We start from the raw sequence: 17,443 nt of genomic DNA on the forward strand, positions 1-17,443 counted from the left end.
CCCCTGTGAGAGTAGGACGTCGCCAAGCAAAACATAAAAAAGATCAGCAAATTTGCTGGTCTTTTTTCTATGTGATTAATAATAAATGACTTGTTTTTAGTTCATCGATAAAGAAGAGAGGGACAGAATAAATAAGCATCCTCCCATTTACTTGATGTCTTCCTTCGCAAAACGGATAGTTTTGAGGCATATAGCTTCTTCCGTTTCTATCACGATACTATCTTTTAGTTCTGCTAGACAACTTTCCCGTAGATACACACATCTAAATTTTCTCCTAATCGATTAGGAATGACAATCGAGGACCCGTGGCGAGAAAAATACTATTATTGTATCCTCTTAGAATAACCTGGAATTAGCTCTTTTTTCCACTTATTTGGTCTAGTTTAAGCAGAGGCCTGCCTGATAAGTCAACATTAACTATAGTTGATAAGAGACCACGTCTGCTTCTTTTTCTGTTCTTCCGATAAAAGGGAGGACACCTCGAATAACTTTTCATTCATCTAATAAATAATCATACTTCCCTATTCTTCCTTTCACATTGACGCAAAAGGCTTGTGCTTTTTCAAATTGTTATCCATGCTGTAAGTGTAAGAGAGCTGCCTCCACTGTCAGCTTTAGGAGAGCCTGCTTGAACAATGACAGGATGGACAAGGTGTATCTTTCCATCAGTAGAAAAACATTTGCCTTCATGAGTTACTGTATGTATTTTAGAGGTGTCCGCAAACTAGGAAGATTCTTTATTGATGAATAGGGCTTCATCTTCCCAGCTATCCAATAGTTTTTGGACGACATTAACAAATCTCTCAGCATGATTACAGTGTTTTTCATGAAAGAGATGCTTTAATCAAGACTACAATTCCGTGCTTTTGCTTTGATATTGGACGTGACCATGTCCCAAGCTGCTCGGCCGTTATTTAAATGATCGAGGAAAGCAAACTTACGAGTGGGATGAGAAGGTTCGTTTGTACCGATCAGCTTGGTTATAGAGAAAAAGGTAAATGTCTCCGCAAGCGTGTTAACGGTTTACCTTAATGCTTTTGCTGCATAACAATCTGTAGGGAGATTTATGGGGAATTTTCCGTATCCAGCTGTTTGGACTAATTGTTTAGTGAAGTGAAAATTTAAAATATTATAAAGCGGCTAATTGTATTTTTAGCGTGTTTAAGAATAGTTGTATATATATTTCTCTTATAAAAAAGACCTTTACCATACACATTGAATTGTGTTGTCGTAAAGGCCTCCAGATGACTGGTTAGCTATATAGTTAATGACCGTTGATCAGGGGATAAAAAAAGCCTTTACTACATACACCTCGAACAGTGTTGTCAGTAAAGGCCTCCAGATGACTGGTGGGCATTTTTCTCCTCTGAAAAAAATAATACCGATTGAATTACTAGTAATATAACAATTCGTTCGCTGGGAGTCAAGAGTTTTTTTAATATTATGTATTTTTAACAATTAACCGGTTAAAACCTAGTTGACTTATTTGAAATATGTGATAATATTTGTACATAAATAATTATTTCTTATTTTATATAATATATAACTTATTTAGAAAGATGAAAGAATAGGATACCCGTCCTATGAAGTGAAGCAACCTGTGTATATAAGGTGTTGATACATTCAGTTTGAAAGATAAGGTTACGAAACTAGTCTTTCAATCGAAAAGGCTTCTTTAGTTTTCTGAATCAAGTTTATTTATGAAAAACATTGAATGATGTGAATTAAACCGAAGAGGAACATCATTCAAGTGGATAATTCAATATAAACAATGCTGTCTAGACAACTGGAGGTGTTTTAACAAGGATATTAGGGATATAGGGAGAATGATGTCTTTTTGTTAAAGCACCTCTTTCGTTTAAATAAAAAGGACGTGATCAGATGTTAACATATGAAACTTGGCAGGAGCCGACTATCGAATTTGAACTTGATGAAACATATAAGGCGGCGTTGAACGTCTTAAAATGGAGCTATGAACAGTATGGAGAAGAGATTGTCTATGCTTGTAGTTTCGGAATTGAAGGTATTGTTTTAGTAGATTTAATTTCTAAAGTAAAGCCGAATGCGACGATTGTGTTTCTAGATACAGATGTTCATTTTAAAGAAACATACGAAACAATTGAACGTGTGAAGGAGAAGTACCCAAGTTTAAATATTGTTATGAAAAAGCCTAAGTTAACGCTAGAGGAACAGGCTTCGGAATTTGGCGATAAATTATGGGAGAGCAATCCTAATCAGTGTTGTCAAATACGAAAGTTGGTTCCTCTGAATGAAGTGTTATCCGACTCTAAAGCTTGGATTTCTGGCCTGCGCCGCGAACAATCTGAAACAAGAAAGCATGTTCAATATATTAATCGCGATGATAGGTTCCAATCGGTGAAAATTTGTCCGCTTATTCATTGGACTTGGAAAGATGTATGGCGCTATGTTCATAAGAATGATTTGCCTTACAATCTTCTTCATGATCAAGGATACCCAAGCATAGGTTGTTCCCATTGTACTGCACCAGCTTTTAATGCAGATGACCTGCGTTCTGGTAGATGGCAAGGAAAAGGGAAAACAGAATGTGGATTACACGGATAAAGGATTCGCTATATGCTTGAATATGTAGCAATAGCCATTAGTTTATTTTTTGCAATGAATATTGGAGCTAGCGGGGCTGCAGCCTCAATGGGGGTTGCTTACGGGGCAGGTGCAGTCTCAAAAGCACGCTATGCTTTACTGATTTGTGCGCTTGGCGTTTTTGCAGGAGCCGTATTAGGCGGTGGAGAAGTCGTAAAAACGATTAGCTCCGGGATTGTTCCGCAAGATATAATCAATGTCAAGATTGTCGTCATTATTTTAGTATCTGCTACAAGCTCATTGTTTTTTGCCAATCTTCTTGGTATTCCTTTATCAACGAGTGAAGTAACGGTTGGTGCTGTTGTAGGGGTTGGAATTGCTTACAAAGTACTGTTTGTTAAATCGCTTTTAGTGATTATGATGTTTTGGGTGCTTGTGCCAATCGTAGCTTTCGGCGCGGCTTGGTTATTTGGTAAATTACTATATATCATTCAGCAAAAAGGCTATTTACAAGATCGCCCTTGGTTAACGATTATTTTAATTTTTGCTGGTTTCTTCGAAGCTTTCTCGGCTGGTATGAACAATGTGGCTAACGCAGTAGGTCCGCTTGTAGGAGCGGGGATGATCTCTGTGACAAAAGGAATATGGATTGGCGGGGCGTTTGTAGCCATCGGAGCCATTTTCCTTGGGAAAAGAGTTTTGGAAACAAACGGAAAGAAAATCACGAAATTTTCAAAACCAGAGGGGATTTTAATTTCTGGAACAGGTGCAGTTCTAGTTGGTATTAGCTCCATCTTCGGCTTACCTGTCCCACTTACTCAAGTTACTTCCTCAGCTATTATTGGTCTTGGGGTGGCGAAAAATGGAAAAGAGCTTTTTCATAAGCATATTGTAAAGAAAATTGTTAGAATTTGGGTTGTTTCCCCTATATTTTCATTGGCTATTTCTTATTTTTTAGTTAAGCTCTTTTTAGAAAGCGATTTGTATTCCGTTATTATGCTGCTAAGCGTTATGGTAGGTACATTGGTAGCGATTAGCTTAATGAGAGCAGTGCGAGAAGAAGAGCAAGCGATACATGAAGAAGGCGGAGGAATTTAACCTTAAAACCGAGTATGATTATATAATTAGGAGGATAAAAATTATGAGTTTACAACCACATGGAGGAGTATTAATCCAAGCTTATCATCCAGAAACATCTCTTCAAGGAATTGATAGAGAAATAGAAATCGATGCAATTGCTTTAAGTGATCTTGAACTGATTGGAATTGGCGGGTACAGCCCAATTGATGGTTTCTTATCGAAAGCAGATTATGAGAGTGTTGTAGAAAATATGCGATTAGCTTCTGGGACAGTTTGGAGCATTCCAATTACGTTGCCGGTTTCAAAAGAAGTCGAAAGCGAGTTACAAATCGGAGAAACAGCTAAACTTAGCTATCAAGGTGAAGTATACGGCTTGATTCAAGTAGAAGATATTTATGAGCCGGATAAAGAAAGAGAAGCATTATTAGTGTATGGCACAACAGATTTAGAACATCCAGGTGTTAAAAAACTACATGAACGTCCTGAATTATATGTTGGCGGTAAAATTACATTAGTGAAAAGACTGGAAAAAACATTTGCGGAATATACATTTGACCCAATCGAAACTAGAGAAATTTTCAAGAACAAAGGCTGGAAAACAATCGTTGGTTTCCAAACAAGAAATCCGGTCCACAGAGCACATGAGTACATTCAAAAAGCAGCTTTAGAAACAGTTGATGGTTTATTTTTAAATCCTTTAGTTGGTGAAACAAAATCTGATGATATTTCTGCAGCTATTCGAATGGAAAGCTATGAGGTGCTTCTATCAAACTATTATCCTGAAAATCGTGTTCAATTAGGTGTATTTCCTGCAGCGATGAGATATGCAGGTCCAAGAGAAGCAATTTTCCATGCACTTGTTCGTAAAAACTACGGTTGTACTCATTTTATCGTAGGTCGCGATCATGCAGGTGTTGGCGATTACTATGGAACATATGATGCTCAGAAGCTATTTGATCAATTCGAGGAAGAAGAGTTAGGCATTAAACCAATGAAGTTCGAACATAGCTTCTATTGCAGTAAATGTGAAGGAATGGCGACAACGAAAACATGTCCGCATGATAGCTCAGCGCATATTATTCTATCTGGAACAAAAGTTAGACAAATGCTTCGAAGCGGAGAAGTTCCACCAAGTACATTTAGCCGACCTGAAGTCGTTGAAGTATTAATTAGAGGACTTAAACAAGAAGTTCTTTCATAAGGAGTTTGGTTAAACAATCTTTTCAAAAAAATGATTGTTAGCTCATTCTAGCTCTGGTTTTATCAAACCAGAGCTACTTTTCAACATAGCTGAAAGTTTTTGAAATGACGTTTTTATACAAAATAATAATTTTATAACAGGACCGATGAGGAAGGGGTAATTCAGTTGAGTACAAATATCGTTTGGCATGAAGCATCTATTTCTAAGGATGAAAGAAGAAAACAAAATAAGCATCAAAGTTTTATTCTTTGGTTTACAGGATTGTCTGCATCTGGGAAATCATCTGTAGCAAATGCGTTCGCAAGAACATTATTTGAACGAGGAAATCAAGCATTTGTGCTAGATGGTGATAACGTTCGTCATGGCTTAAATAAAGATTTAGGATTTAATGAGGATGATCGTAAAGAAAACATTAGACGAATTGGTGAAGTTTCGAAGTTGTTCGTGGAGAGCGGCCAAATTGTTTTAACGGCTTTTATTTCGCCATATCGCGCTGATCGTAATCTTGTTCGAGAATTAGTGGAAGAAAATGAGTTTTTAGAAGTGTACATTAAGTGTTCTGTTGAGGCATGTGAGAAGCGAGATCCAAAAGGGCTTTATAAAAAAGCTCGTAATGAAGAAATTAAAAACTTCACAGGTATTAGTGCACCTTATGAGGAGCCAGAAAACCCTGAAATTGTATTAGATACAGAACATTACACAATTGACGAATGTGTTGAACAATTAACAAATATTTTGACAGAAAAAGGTTTAATATAAAAAGAGTGCTCTTTTTGGGACATCGGTAAAAAGAAATCATCATCAATGAATAAGGGGAACACAAACATGGCGAAAGTATATTTAGTAGGTGCAGGGCCTGGTGATCCAGAATTGATTACGTTAAAAGCAATCAAATGTATACAGCAGGCGGATGTTATTTTATACGATCGCCTTGTCAATAAAGAACTGCTTTCTTATGCAAAAACAGGCGCAGAACTAATTTATTGCGGCAAGCAGCCAGACCATCACGCAATGACACAAGAAACGATTCATCATTTTTTAATTCGTTATGCGAAGAGCGGAAAGATTGTAACGAGATTAAAAGGTGGCGATCCTTTCGTCTTTGGCCGAGGTGGAGAAGAGGCAGAAGCGCTTGTAAAGGAAAATATTCCATTTGAAATTGTCCCGGGAATCACTTCTGGTATCGCTGCTTCTGCTTATGCCGGTATTCCTGTTACGCATAGGGATGTCAGTTCAAGTGTAGCCTTTGTTACGGGGCATCATAAAAATGATAGACAAGAAAGTGAAAAGTGGGAAAGTTTAGCTAAGGGAATTGATACGTTAGCGATTTATATGGGAGTAAGCAATCTTCCTTATATTCGAGAACAGCTTTTGAAATATGGAAAGAGTGAAGATACCCCAATTGCTCTTGTTCATTGGGGAACAACAGATATTCAAAAAACGGTGACGGGAACGCTTGCGACTATTGTAGATATTGTCCGTGAAGAACAAATCGAAAATCCGAGCATGATTATTATCGGTGAAGTCGTACGCTATAGAGAGAAACTAAAGTGGTTCAAGGAGAATATCCAAACTTTATCACCAATCAGCGAGGCGTTGTAAATGAAACAGGCAGTGCTATATATATGTCACGGAAGCAGGGTCAAAAAAGCTTGTGAGGAAGCGGTTGCCTTTCTCTCCCGTTGTCAGAAACATGTGGAGGCAGAGATTCAAGAAGTGTGTTTTCTTGAGCTTGCCTCTCCTTCTATTGAAGAAGGATTTTCATCTTGTGTCCAACAGGGGGCCACACATATAGCTGTCGTACCTCTTTTACTGCTGACAGCTGTACATGCAAAATATGATATTCCACTTGAGTTAGAAAAGGTATCTCAGCAGCATCCGGGGGTTCAAGTGACGTATGGTAAACCGATTGGTGTGCATGAGAAAATGGCGGAAAGTGTAGTGGAAAGAGTGTTGGAACAAAATGAGGGGTATCCGGACTCTTCTATGATTGTGTTAATTGGAAGAGGAAGTTCAGATCCGGATGTTGTGAAGGATTTAGAATCCATTGGAGAGTTGGTCAAGAAGCGCTCTCGTATAGAGGATGTTAGAATATGTTATTTGGTAGCAGCAGAACCGAAGTTTGAAGATATGCTTGCCGAACTGACGCTGTTGAAAAATCGGCCTATTTTTCTCATACCTTACTTATTATTTACTGGAGTGCTCATGAAAAAAATTGAAAGTCAAGTACAACTTGCACAAGAAGAGAATAATAATATTAGGTTATGCCGCTACTTAGGATATGATTTGAAAGTAGAGGAAGTATTCATAGAACGGGTGCTAGAAGCGATGAGAAATACAGATTTAAGCTATACGTTTAATGGACAGTATAAGGCGATTGAATAGTTGGAGTGTGTCTTTCCTTGGAAGGATACACTTCAAAAAAACGGTATTTTCGCCTTCTGGAAAAATGTATGTTAAAATAATGCTAATTCTGTATTTGCCATTGGGGGATTAGCGATGGATTCTACTAAAGAAGCAGTGATACTCTCGTTTGCTGAATGGCTGCGTAGTCAAGGTAAATCGGAGAATACAATTAAAACATATACTGGTGTTCTTTCGCAATTTTATGAGTATAGTAAAATGAAAGTAGAATCAGTAGAGACAGAACATATACAAATGTATCTCGACTTTTTAGAAAATTCTAAGAAAAGTTCAGGTACTATTGAAAAACATTATATGGCCTTATCTGTTTTTTTTAAATACCTTGGTAAACCTCAGGTAATGCTGTCTGTGGAGCGGAGAGTAAATGAAGCGAGGCAAGAAGCTCCTGATTCTTTAAGTGATGAGGAACAAGCGGCTTTATTAAAAATGGTGGTAGCAGAAGGGAATTTACGCAATATTACGATTGTCTATCTGTTGTTACATACTGGTATTCGTGTTTCAGAATTATGTGATTTAGACTGCGAAGACATTGTAGTAAAAAGTAATAAGTGGTATATCCAGGTTCGGAATGCGAAGAGAAAGGTTGACCGAACAGTACCGCTCACAGATGCAGCTCAAGCGCATTTGAAAAATTATCTCGATTCATTAAAAGAACAAGCAGAGCCTTTATTTATCTCAAGTTATAATCAAAGGATGACACCGCGTTCTGTGCAGTATCTTTTGAAAAAATATAATGTACATCCGCATAAATTACGCCATACATTTTGTCAAAGGTTAATTGATAATGGGGTGGATGTGCTTACCGTTTCGAAATTAGCTGGACATAAAGATTTAAATATGGCAAAGCGCTATATAAGAGCGAAAGATGATTCGTTTGTTGATGCGATTAACCAAGTGTTTAATCATGATAAGAATGGAAGCTGATTGGTAGCAAGCTTTGTTATAAGATGAAGATATTGAAGACGAAATCTTACTAGGTTTTGTCTTTTTTTAGTTACGATAGCTTCTCCCTTAATGTTGTTGACGTAGGGAATTTGGGTGAACCAATCGACGAAATCTGCTAATCTAGTTCTTTTTCTTAAGGCTTTTTTAAGGAAAAAAGATTTATCTTCAAGATGTTCATAAATTTTGAGAGAGAGGGAAAGATTAGGATGCAAATTATGTCAACTGGAAGTGTAAGTTATAGTATGGAAACATCATCTAACACATCTGACCGTACAATTAAAGAACTAGAAAAGCAAAGAACGGACATTCAGGATGATCTTCAAGAAGCTACCTTGTCGGAGGAGGACTCAGAAACAAAGCAACAGAACATTCAACGGCTTCAGCAACAACTTCAACAGATTGAAATAAGAATTCAGCAGCTTCAAAGAGAAAAGGCAAAAGAACAAACAAAGGTACAAGAAGTCAATGAACAGGAATTAGATAGTTTGCAGATTAGTGCAGAAGCTAATGTGTTGTATGCTCAATCACAGGAGAATAAATAAATTTAACATAGAGCAGGGAGTCTTGAAACACCGCTTTCTCCCTGCTAGTCTAAGATAGATACATTTTCAATTTGTTATTCTTTTACTCCAATCACCCGAATTCGTTTATAATCTGCTACCCATTGACCGTCTATATATAAATGTTCTTTTAGATTTTGTTCGACCTTCGTTATAATTACTTCTTTTGTTTCTTCTGTTGCTCCTTCAAACATTCCGCCGCCAAACATTTCAATCCAATTTCTTAATCCGTTCTCGCCGTCTAAAGGGGTTGGTCGATCAATATGCTGCGCAAAGGTAACTCTAAATCCAATCTCCTCCATTAAAGCTGAGTATTCACCGATGCTCGGATAATACCACGGGAATTTCTCGGCTTGTTCTATCATTCCCAAGTTTGCGAATTGCTTCATGATTTCATTTGTAATCGTTTGTACATTACCTTTTCCACCAAACTCTGCCACGAATCTTCCGCCTTGTTTTAAGCTGTGAAAAATATAATGAAGCACGGCACGCGGTTCTTTTATCCAGTGAAGAACTGCATTAGAAAATACTGCATCGAATTCATTATGATAGCTTAACTTTGTAGCATCTTGCACGCTGAAGTCAATGTGCGGAAATTTCTCTTTTGCTTGTTGAATCATGTTAGGTGATTGATCGATTCCTATAATGTCGCATTCTAAGTTTGCTAATTTGTTAGCTAAGTCACCTGTACCACAGCCAAGGTCTAGAATCCTTTCTCCTTTTTGGGGAGCTAATAATTCAACTAAATGATTTCCATATTGAGATACGAATGAATGTTTAATATCGTATAAATTTGCATTCCAACGATCGTTTTTTGCTTGCGCTTTTTTCATTTTTACTCGCTCCTATCATGAAATAATTGTGTTAATGAAATTATACTTGATAGGATTTATAATAAAAATTAACAAAAAAAGAAGAAATTAATAACGAAATGTTATTATAATGGGGAATCGATATGGATATTAAATGGATTAAAACGTTTATAGTGGCCGCACAGTATGAAAACTTTCGCCAAGCATCAGAAGAATTATTTGTAACACAGCCCGCGATTACAAAACATATCAAAAGATTAGAAGAACAGTTAAATAGTCAATTGTTTGAAAGAGTAGGTAAACACGTTACATTAACAGCGGCAGGGCATCGTTTTTTGCCTTATGCAAGGGAGATTCTTGCTCAATATGAACAAGGATTAGATGAATTTGAGGCGTGGAAACAAGGGTATAAACGTAAATTAAGCATTGCAACGGCACCGCAAATTGCCTCCTCGGTATTGCCTTCTTTATTACGAAGTTTTATGAATCAATATCCCGATATAGAAGTGCTGATTGATGTACTGAAATCGTATGAAATAGGGGAGGAGATTAGTGCAGGAAGAGCGGATATAGGCTTAACAAGAGTTAAGCCTATACAGATGAATATTTATTGTCAGATGGTTCATGAAGAACCGGTTATACTAGTCGGACCAAATGATGTGAATTTGGATGAGAAGACAGGATTACATACGTATCGACTTATTACACATAATCATCCTGACTACTGGGATGACTTGCTACATGATGTTAAACGAGTATATCCAATTGTTCGAACAATGGCAGTTAATCAGGTAGAAATCACAAAGAAATTTATCGAACAAGGACTTGGTATTTCCTATTTGCCTCGTTCGATGGTGAAGGAAGAAATAAGTATGGGTAAATTGCTAGAAGTAAAAAGTAATCAAATTAGTCCGCCTGCATCAGCTACATATATATTAACAAAAGTAGAAACAGACGAAGTTAGGGCCTTTAGTCAGTTTTTGAGAGAAGAGATTGTGGATTTTTAAATCGTGTTAATCTAAAAAACTAAAGAGAAGGTCTTCGATTTTTCTTTCTTCTGTTTTTCTTCTTTATGATTTAATCTTCAAGCTTTTAAAACCAACTTAATTTGACTGAATAACAATAAGGGGAAGAGAAAGACCAAAAAGTCCGATTGATATTGAAATCGGACTTTTATTCAATAAATGAATTATTGTTCAGAAACTACAATATTTTTTCAAGATTAACTCGACCCGAGAAGAAGACGGCGCCATTCCCCATATCAGCAAGTCGATCTGGAGTAAGGGTGTTGATGTGCTGTTTCCTACCAGGAGTGTTCTGCCATAGGCCTTGGCTGACAAGAACGCCGGCTAGGACAGTATCACCGGGAGCCGCCTTTAAGATACATTCACCGCGCTCGTTCCAGATACGGACCATGTCGCCGGTATCGATTCCTAGTTTAAGAGCATCAACTGCATTCATATGCAGTTTTGGTTCCTTTTCCATTGAGATATGTTTATCGTTATTGGAAAAAGTAGAGTTCAAGAAGTTATGATTTGGCGCTGGTATAAATAAAAATGGCAAGTCAGAGTCTTTAACAATGGATGTATACGTCGGCAGTGGTTCGTATCCATGCTGTTTCATCTGTTCAGAATAGAGTTCAATTTTGCCGCTCGGTGTTCTTAGTTTACCTGAGAAGAGCGGACGCATCTTAGCTTTAACAAATTGATTTTCTGAAAGAGATTCATAAGTAATTCCCTCTAGATAAGGGTTATCAGGAAAATCCAATGCCTGACGAATCATATCTTCTTCTGAATCTTGAAAAGCTGATTCTTTAAAGTCCATGCTAGCAGCTAATAGTTTGAATAACTCGACATTGGACTTTGACTGACCGTATGTTTCAATTACTGGCTTCTGTATTTGGACATAATTATGCCAGTATGAATTGTAGAAATCCTCTGTTTCATAAGACGAAGCAGCAGGCAGGACTAGGTCGGCATACATAGCCGTTTCGGTTAAAAATAAATCATGAACAACTGTAAATAAATCTTCGCGCATTAGCCCTTGTTGAACTTTATTCGCATTTGGGGCCACAAGGACCGGATTGGAATTGTAAACAAATAAGGAGAGAATAGGCTTTTCTTTTTCTAAAAGGGCCTGTCCAATTTGGTTCATATTAATGACACGTGTTTTCTTATTTTGTAATAAGTCAGGCCGCTGCAGGGCATTCGTGTTAAATGCCAAATAACCAGAGTTTCCTTTCATAGCACCGCCACCCTTCGCGACCCATTGACCGGTAAGAGCGGGAAGACAGGCAATCGTTCGTACAGCCATTCCGCCATTATCATGATGCTGCAAGCCGTTACCGATTCGAATGAATGATGGAGTGGTACTTCCATACATACGAGCTAATGTATAAAGATCATCAATGGAAACGCCAGTAATTGCTGAGACAGTAGCTGGGTCATATTGACGGACGTGCTCACGCAATTCGGCCGAGCCTACCGTATATTCTTCTAAGAAGGGCTGGTTAACTAGATTTTCAGCATATAGAATATGCATTAAGCCGAGGGCCAGGGCGCTATCGGTACCAGGTAGAATTGGAATAAACCAATCCGCCCATTTTCCAGTCTGGTTTTTATGCACGTCAATGACTACAACTTTTGCGCCGTTTTTTCTGGCCTGCTGGGCGATCGTCACTTGGTGCATATTTGTACTTACTGCATTAATTCCCCACAGGATAAAAAGCTTTGTGTGAATCGTTTCTTCGGGGTCGATGCCGAAAGAGCCACCCATTGTATAGCCGTAGCCGATTGCACCAGCTGCGTTACAAATGGAACGCTCAAGTCTGCTAGCGCCGAGTTTGTGAAAGAAGCGCCGATCCATTCCTTCCGCACTAAGGTTTCCCATGTTTCCATAAAAACTGTAGGGCAGAATGCTTTCGGGCCCGTGCTGATTAATCAAATTTCTCCATTTGGAAGTGATAGTATCAATAGCTTCGTCCCAACTGATTGGGATGAACTTTCCTTCCCCTTTAGCACCAATCCGCTTTAATGGTTGTGACAGACGCTTAGAATCATATATACGAGCTGTCATGTTTCGAACTTTATTACAGATATTCCCTTTAGTAACCGGATGGTTAGAATCCCCCTCGACCTTAATGATTTTCCCGTTTTTCTTATGCAGCAGCAAACCGCATTGGTCAGGACAATCAAGGGAGCAAACTGAGGGGAAGACCCCATCTAGTTGATTGATATAGGATTGCAGGGCGTACCTCTCCCTTCATAAGTAAAACAAAATAGTATTTATTTTATTTTAACAGGAATACTATTGAATTGCTAAAGGTAAGGAAATATCCTTTAGGGGGGCATCCAATTATTTATTGTGTGTATTGTTCGTGCATTACAGATCGTGGTTTACAATCATAAATCTATTGTACGGGATATAGTGAATGTAGCCTTTTGTGTTATAGGTGAAAAGAGTTATTTTTTACTGATTTATTCTGCACTTTGGGTGAAATTTGAAGTAGAATAGAGAAGAATATTCCAAACACATGGGGGAACATATAATGATTTACCAGGTAAGATTACTGAAAGGCTTGTTTACGCTAGAAAAAAGTCGATATAAGTTGCAAAATGCAGAAGCAGTGACACATATCGGGAGAAATATTGTATTCCTATATGTCGCTAGTCTTCTTCTTTTTTGCTTATATGGATTTCTAGGAATTGGCTCAGAATCGTTTTCGAAAGAGCTCGTTGGATTAGGTGAAAGTGAATTTGAAATGGGTAAGCTGCTTATTTTAGCAGGAAATGCTGTAGCGGGACTGATTTATCCAACGGTTTATTTGTTTCTGATTGCTCTGTTTGTATGGGCTTTAACAGATATTGCGTATTTAAAAGTTTTGATTGTCCAAATGATTATATTTATTGTGCAATTGTTAGAAAAATTACTTCTTCTTCCTTTTTTTGTTTATCTGGATATCAATTATGATGCCAACCCTTTTTCTTTAGGAGTAATTAGTCAGTATCTAGTTTCGCAAGAATATGTTATTCATTTGTTTAGTGAAATTACAATTTTTCAAGTGTTTGTGATTGCCATACAGTATTATTATCTAAAAAAAATGACGGAGCGAAATACATATACCTTGCTGGCGGTTATTGTTTTAAGCTATATAGCAATTTGGCTTTTGAATGCATTATTGGCTTATGTAAAAGTGAGCGTATTTGTTTGAGGGGATGAAGAAAGATGAAACGATGGAAAGTACTTTCGGCTGTAGTAGTTTCAGGTGTGTTAGTGGCAACGAACCTCTATTTAATTACAAAAGAGGATAGTAAAGTATCGCGTTCAATTTTTGTGGAATATTGGACAAAAGTTAAGGCCGCAACTGTAACGGAAACGTTTGAGACGAAGGGGGTTACAATCCCTGCTGAGGAATATGAAGTGTACTTTGATGAATCGGGTAAAGAGTTTCAGCGATTTCTTGTGAAAGAGGGGGAAGAAGTAACAGCGGGTACCCCTCTATTCGAGTATGAAGTAAAGGATTTAGAAAAAAATAAAGGGGAAGTTGAGCGGGAAATTACCGAGATAACTGGTTCGATAACGGAAATTGAGGCATATATTAAGAAGTTAACGGATTACAAAGCGCAAGTTCCTAATGCTTCAACGGTTTCGGAAATCGTGCAGGGCGGTGTAGGTTTGGATCGCAATGCTTCTTCTGATTTAATTATTAGCACACTTGAACAAGAGATTTATAAACAAGAGCTAGAGAAGAGTAAATTAGAAGAGAGAAAAACAAGGCTGGATTCACAATTAGCAGCGATGAATGAACTTAGTGGGCCGCTTACGATTGATGCGGAAGTAGATGGGGTTGTGAAACGGATTGATCAATCACTTAATAATCCAGTGGTGATCATTGCCTCTACTCAACAAGCTGTAAAAGGCGTTCTTTCTGAGTCGCAGTTACACAAAACAACAGTTGGGATGCCGGTTAAAATTACATCTCCGCGTTTAGAGAAAGGAATCAATGGTACAGTTGGAAGCGTGGAAAACTATCCAGTGTCAGAACCTTCTCTTAATCAAAAATCGATGTTTCCATTTCAAGTCGTAATAGCGGAAGAGGAAGATGAAGAAGGAGTATTACCGCCGCTAGCCGTCGGTTCAAAGGTAGATGTAACGGTTGTTACAAATGAAGCGGTAGATGTTCCGACGATTCCGGAGAAAACGGTGTATGGAAAGGACAATCTCTATGTATTTAAGTTAACAAACAATGGATATGTAAATAAACAATATGTTACAGCAGGATTGAGAGCGAATCAAAAGCTTGAGATTGCTTCTGGTCCAGCAGAAGGAGATGTGGTTCTTGTTACACCAAGAGTGATTCCGAAAAATCATTCAACGTTTATTACTCCTATTCAAGTAGAAAAGGTAAACTTAGATGCGTATAACACGTTTACAACTCGTGAGAAATGGCGTCATTTCTTAGTTGGGTTACTGGAGAAATAGTTTTAATTTACTGAAGGGGCTTCCATAGTGAAGTCCTTTTTTGGTTTTACAATAAATATTTTATTCTGAAAATTTTTTATATTAGTATAATTGCAAAAAAAGTTATTATAAATAAATAATATAGATAGAAAGCGTTTAAATCCAGAATAAAAGAGACTTCATCCAGAGAAAATAATTATTCAGATATAAAAAAACGTTTACACATTTATAATTTTGAGATAGTATTGATTCGAGGGATTATTTCGCTGAATCTTTTTTTAGAGCGGGGGACCCGACTTTGCAGAACCTTCTGCTAGGGGTGAATTCAGAAATGAAAGGGCAATTTGTTTCCAAATCCTAACCCGACAGCTAACCTCGTAAGCGACTTAAAGGAAACAATATGTGAATCTTTATGGTAAAGACACCACTTGTGTCTTTTTTTGGTCGAAAGAAAGCGGTTTCCAGCTGCAGAAAGAGTTTTCTTTTTATCAACAATCTTGTTTCCTTTACCGAAACACTGTTTTTTTGTAAAAACTATTAAGAAAGGTGAGGGATTTATGAAAAAGAAATTTCAGTTGAGTCTAGCTACTCAAATCTTCATTGGCCTACTAGTTGGTATAATCGTTGGTGCTATTTTTTATGGCAATACAACGGCTCAAGAATACTTACAGCCAATTGGAGATATCTTCTTACGTCTTATTAAAATGATTGTTGTACCGATTGTTGTAGCAAGTATTGTAGTTGCAGTTGCAGGAGTCGGCGATTTAAAATCTGTAGGTAAAATTGGTGGTAAAGCAATCCTGTACTTTGAAATCGTTACAACGATTGCAATTATCGTCGGAATTATAGCAGCGAATGTTATTCAGCCTGGTGCTGGCGTTAATATGAGTGAATTGTCACAAACTGATATTTCAAGTTATGTCGATACAGCGGAGCACAAAGAAGAAGCAGGTTTCATTGAGACAATTGTTAATATCGTTCCTACTAATCCAATTGCAGCTATTGTAAATGGTGATATGCTTGCAATTATTTTCTTCTCGCTTATGCTAGGGGTCGGGATTGCTGCAATTGGGGAAAAAGGAAAGCCTGTTCTTCACTTCTTCCAAGGAACAGCGGATGCAATGTTCTACGTAACGAATATGGTTATGAAATTTGCTCCATTCGGTGTATTTGCACTAATTGGGGTAACAGTTTCTAAGTTTGGTTTATCTTCTTTGATTCCATTAGGAAAGTTAGCTCTTTCTGTATATGGAACGATGATTTTCTTTATTCTAGTTGTATTGGGAATTATCGCGAAATTAGTTGGCTTTAGTATTTTTAAATTGATTAAAATTTTAAAAGAAGAGTTGGTTTTGGCGTTCTCTACAGCGAGTTCTGAAGCCGTTCTTCCAAGAATTATGGATAAAATGGAGAAAGCGGGATGCCCAAAACATATTGCTTCTTTCGTTATTCCGACGGGTTATTCATTCAATCTTGATGGATCAACGTTATATCAAGCATTAGCAGCTATCTTTATTGCGCAAATGTACGGTATTGATATGAGTCTCATGGATCAAATTTCATTAATGCTTGTGTTAATGGTCACATCAAAAGGAATTGCGGGAGTTCCAGGTGTATCATTTGTTGTATTGTTAGCAACACTTGGGACAGTCGGAATTCCAGTCGAAGGTTTAGCGTTCATTGCGGGTATTGACCGTATTTTAGATATGGGACGTACAGTTGTAAACGTAATTGGGAATGCGTTAGCGGCGATTGTTATCTCTAAATGGGAAGGGCAATTTAACCCTGCAGCAGCAGATGAACAAGTGAAGAAAGCGTCATAATGATCAAAAATCCAGAGCGGTGATACTGCTCTGGATTTTTTATAGCTATATCTTTACGAGGAAGATTTGTTTGATGAAAAAAGCAGGAAAGTTACTAAGATAAAAATATACATACATAAGTCGGTATATAAAGGGGGAGAATAGATGTCTTGGATTACGTTGCTCATGTTTTTAACAATAGCTGTGTTTGCTTTGTCTAAGGCTTTACCAGCAAAAGGGGTTAAGAGTATTACAACAGAAGATTTAGCGAAAGATTTATCGTTACAGGTAAAAAAACAGTATATTGACGTTCGTTCTGAAGTTGAATATAACGATCGTCATATCCCGCAATTTAGTAACATCCCCCTTTATTTGTTGAAGCAAAGAGTGAATGAGCTGGATAAAAAGAAGCCGGTAGTTATCATTTGCCATAGCGGAATGAGAAGTATAAGTGCGGCAAAAACACTTAAAAAGTTAGGTTTCAAACAAATTGAGAATGTTAGTAGTGGTATAAACGCCTGGAAAGATTAAGAAATTCTAAAAACACCGTCCTATCTTTTGGAGGGGTGTTTCTTTTTATGAATGAGTAAATTATCA

15 protein-coding genes and 1 riboswitch are annotated in these 17,443 nt (G+C 37.5%); of the genes, 13 read left to right on the top strand and 2 right to left on the bottom strand.

Annotated elements, in window-relative coordinates; translation table 11 throughout:
• The first annotated feature begins 1,881 nt into the window (after positions 1-1,881).
• The 8 genes from D1953_RS20245 (at position 1,882) to D1953_RS20280 (ending at position 8,754) form a co-directional block, all read left to right on the top strand.
• Positions 1,882-2,583: a phosphoadenylyl-sulfate reductase gene (locus D1953_RS20245; protein ID WP_119118959.1), complete on the top strand. Its 702-nt coding sequence runs from the start codon at positions 1,882-1,884 to the stop codon at positions 2,581-2,583.
• A 12-nt stretch (positions 2,584-2,595) separates the two neighbouring features.
• Positions 2,596-3,660 (top strand): sulfate permease, encoded by a 1,065-nt coding sequence (locus tag D1953_RS20250; protein ID WP_119118960.1) that lies wholly within the window; start codon positions 2,596-2,598, stop codon positions 3,658-3,660.
• A 43-nt stretch (positions 3,661-3,703) separates the two neighbouring features.
• Positions 3,704-4,843: a sulfate adenylyltransferase gene (gene sat, locus D1953_RS20255; protein ID WP_119118961.1), complete on the top strand. Its 1,140-nt coding sequence runs from the start codon at positions 3,704-3,706 to the stop codon at positions 4,841-4,843.
• Positions 4,844-5,008: 165 nt separating this feature from the next.
• Entirely contained in the window at positions 5,009-5,602 is a 594-nt protein-coding gene (cysC, locus tag D1953_RS20260) for an adenylyl-sulfate kinase (RefSeq protein WP_119118962.1), read from the top strand.
• Positions 5,603-5,668: 66 nt separating this feature from the next.
• Positions 5,669-6,445, top strand: coding sequence for a uroporphyrinogen-III C-methyltransferase (gene cobA, locus D1953_RS20265; protein WP_119118963.1), 777 nt, complete (start codon positions 5,669-5,671; stop codon positions 6,443-6,445).
• On the top strand, positions 6,446-7,228 hold the full coding sequence (locus D1953_RS20270; protein ID WP_119118964.1) for a sirohydrochlorin chelatase: 783 nt from the start codon (positions 6,446-6,448) through the stop codon (positions 7,226-7,228). It abuts the gene before it with no gap.
• A 114-nt stretch (positions 7,229-7,342) separates the two neighbouring features.
• Positions 7,343-8,191: a tyrosine-type recombinase/integrase gene (locus D1953_RS20275; protein WP_119118965.1), complete on the top strand. Its 849-nt coding sequence runs from the start codon at positions 7,343-7,345 to the stop codon at positions 8,189-8,191.
• Positions 8,192-8,427: 236 nt separating this feature from the next.
• Entirely contained in the window at positions 8,428-8,754 is a 327-nt protein-coding gene (locus tag D1953_RS20280) for a FlxA-like family protein (protein WP_182480697.1), read from the top strand.
• 74 nt (positions 8,755-8,828) lie between these two features.
• On the opposite strand, the gene D1953_RS20285 is transcribed toward D1953_RS20280, so the two are convergent.
• The gene (locus D1953_RS20285; protein ID WP_119118967.1) at positions 8,829-9,605 is read right to left on the bottom strand and encodes a class I SAM-dependent methyltransferase; all 777 of its coding nucleotides are present in this window, start codon (positions 9,603-9,605) and stop codon (positions 8,829-8,831) included.
• Positions 9,606-9,727: 122 nt separating this feature from the next.
• Between D1953_RS20285 and D1953_RS20290 the strand changes: the two genes are divergently transcribed.
• Positions 9,728-10,591, top strand: coding sequence for a LysR family transcriptional regulator (locus D1953_RS20290; protein WP_119118968.1), 864 nt, complete (start codon positions 9,728-9,730; stop codon positions 10,589-10,591).
• Between the two features lie 196 nt (positions 10,592-10,787).
• Here the strand turns inward: D1953_RS20290 and D1953_RS20295 are convergent, their stop codons facing one another.
• Positions 10,788-12,830 carry a molybdopterin oxidoreductase family protein gene (locus D1953_RS20295; RefSeq protein ID WP_119118969.1) on the bottom strand — a complete coding sequence of 681 codons (2,043 nt, stop codon included), beginning with the start codon at positions 12,828-12,830 and terminating at the stop codon, positions 10,788-10,790.
• 301 nt (positions 12,831-13,131) lie between these two features.
• Between D1953_RS20295 and D1953_RS20300 the strand changes: the two genes are divergently transcribed.
• From D1953_RS20300 to D1953_RS20315, 4 genes are all read left to right on the top strand, one after another.
• Positions 13,132-13,794 (top strand): hypothetical protein, encoded by a 663-nt coding sequence (locus D1953_RS20300; protein WP_119118970.1) that lies wholly within the window; start codon positions 13,132-13,134, stop codon positions 13,792-13,794.
• 14 nt (positions 13,795-13,808) lie between these two features.
• Positions 13,809-15,065 carry an efflux RND transporter periplasmic adaptor subunit gene (locus D1953_RS20305; RefSeq protein WP_119118971.1) on the top strand — a complete coding sequence of 419 codons (1,257 nt, stop codon included), beginning with the start codon at positions 13,809-13,811 and terminating at the stop codon, positions 15,063-15,065.
• A gap of 233 nt (positions 15,066-15,298) precedes the next feature.
• A riboswitch (cyclic di-AMP (ydaO/yuaA leader) is annotated at positions 15,299-15,443 on the top strand.
• Positions 15,444-15,601: 158 nt separating this feature from the next.
• On the top strand, positions 15,602-16,867 hold the full coding sequence (locus D1953_RS20310) for a cation:dicarboxylate symporter family transporter (protein ID WP_119118972.1): 1,266 nt from the start codon (positions 15,602-15,604) through the stop codon (positions 16,865-16,867).
• A gap of 144 nt (positions 16,868-17,011) precedes the next feature.
• Positions 17,012-17,377 carry a rhodanese-like domain-containing protein gene (locus tag D1953_RS20315; protein ID WP_119118973.1) on the top strand — a complete coding sequence of 122 codons (366 nt, stop codon included), beginning with the start codon at positions 17,012-17,014 and terminating at the stop codon, positions 17,375-17,377.
• Positions 17,378-17,443: the final 66 nt, after the last annotated feature.

It is taken from the genome of Peribacillus asahii (genome assembly GCF_003570725.1).
Taxonomy (GTDB): domain Bacteria; phylum Bacillota; class Bacilli; order Bacillales; family DSM-1321; genus Peribacillus; species Peribacillus asahii.

What these genes read in the sequence shown, in the direction of transcription:
- D1953_RS20245 (WP_119118959.1), top strand. Translation starts at nt 1,882, where the DNA reads ATGTTAACATATGAAACTTGGCAGGAGCCGACTATCGAATTTGAACTT.
- D1953_RS20270 (WP_119118964.1), top strand. Translation starts at nt 6,446, where the DNA reads ATGAAACAGGCAGTGCTATATATATGTCACGGAAGCAGGGTCAAAAAA.
- sat (WP_119118961.1), top strand. Translation starts at nt 3,704, where the DNA reads ATGAGTTTACAACCACATGGAGGAGTATTAATCCAAGCTTATCATCCA.
- D1953_RS20275 (WP_119118965.1), top strand. Translation starts at nt 7,343, where the DNA reads ATGGATTCTACTAAAGAAGCAGTGATACTCTCGTTTGCTGAATGGCTG.
- D1953_RS20285 (WP_119118967.1), bottom strand. Translation starts at nt 9,605, where the DNA reads ATGAAAAAAGCGCAAGCAAAAAACGATCGTTGGAATGCAAATTTATAC.
- D1953_RS20300 (WP_119118970.1), top strand. Translation starts at nt 13,132, where the DNA reads ATGATTTACCAGGTAAGATTACTGAAAGGCTTGTTTACGCTAGAAAAA.
- D1953_RS20305 (WP_119118971.1), top strand. Translation starts at nt 13,809, where the DNA reads ATGAAACGATGGAAAGTACTTTCGGCTGTAGTAGTTTCAGGTGTGTTA.
- D1953_RS20250 (WP_119118960.1), top strand. Translation starts at nt 2,596, where the DNA reads ATGCTTGAATATGTAGCAATAGCCATTAGTTTATTTTTTGCAATGAAT.
- D1953_RS20315 (WP_119118973.1), top strand. Translation starts at nt 17,012, where the DNA reads ATGTCTTGGATTACGTTGCTCATGTTTTTAACAATAGCTGTGTTTGCT.
- D1953_RS20280 (WP_182480697.1), top strand. Translation starts at nt 8,428, where the DNA reads ATGTCAACTGGAAGTGTAAGTTATAGTATGGAAACATCATCTAACACA.
- cobA (WP_119118963.1), top strand. Translation starts at nt 5,669, where the DNA reads ATGGCGAAAGTATATTTAGTAGGTGCAGGGCCTGGTGATCCAGAATTG.
- D1953_RS20310 (WP_119118972.1), top strand. Translation starts at nt 15,602, where the DNA reads ATGAAAAAGAAATTTCAGTTGAGTCTAGCTACTCAAATCTTCATTGGC.
- D1953_RS20290 (WP_119118968.1), top strand. Translation starts at nt 9,728, where the DNA reads ATGGATATTAAATGGATTAAAACGTTTATAGTGGCCGCACAGTATGAA.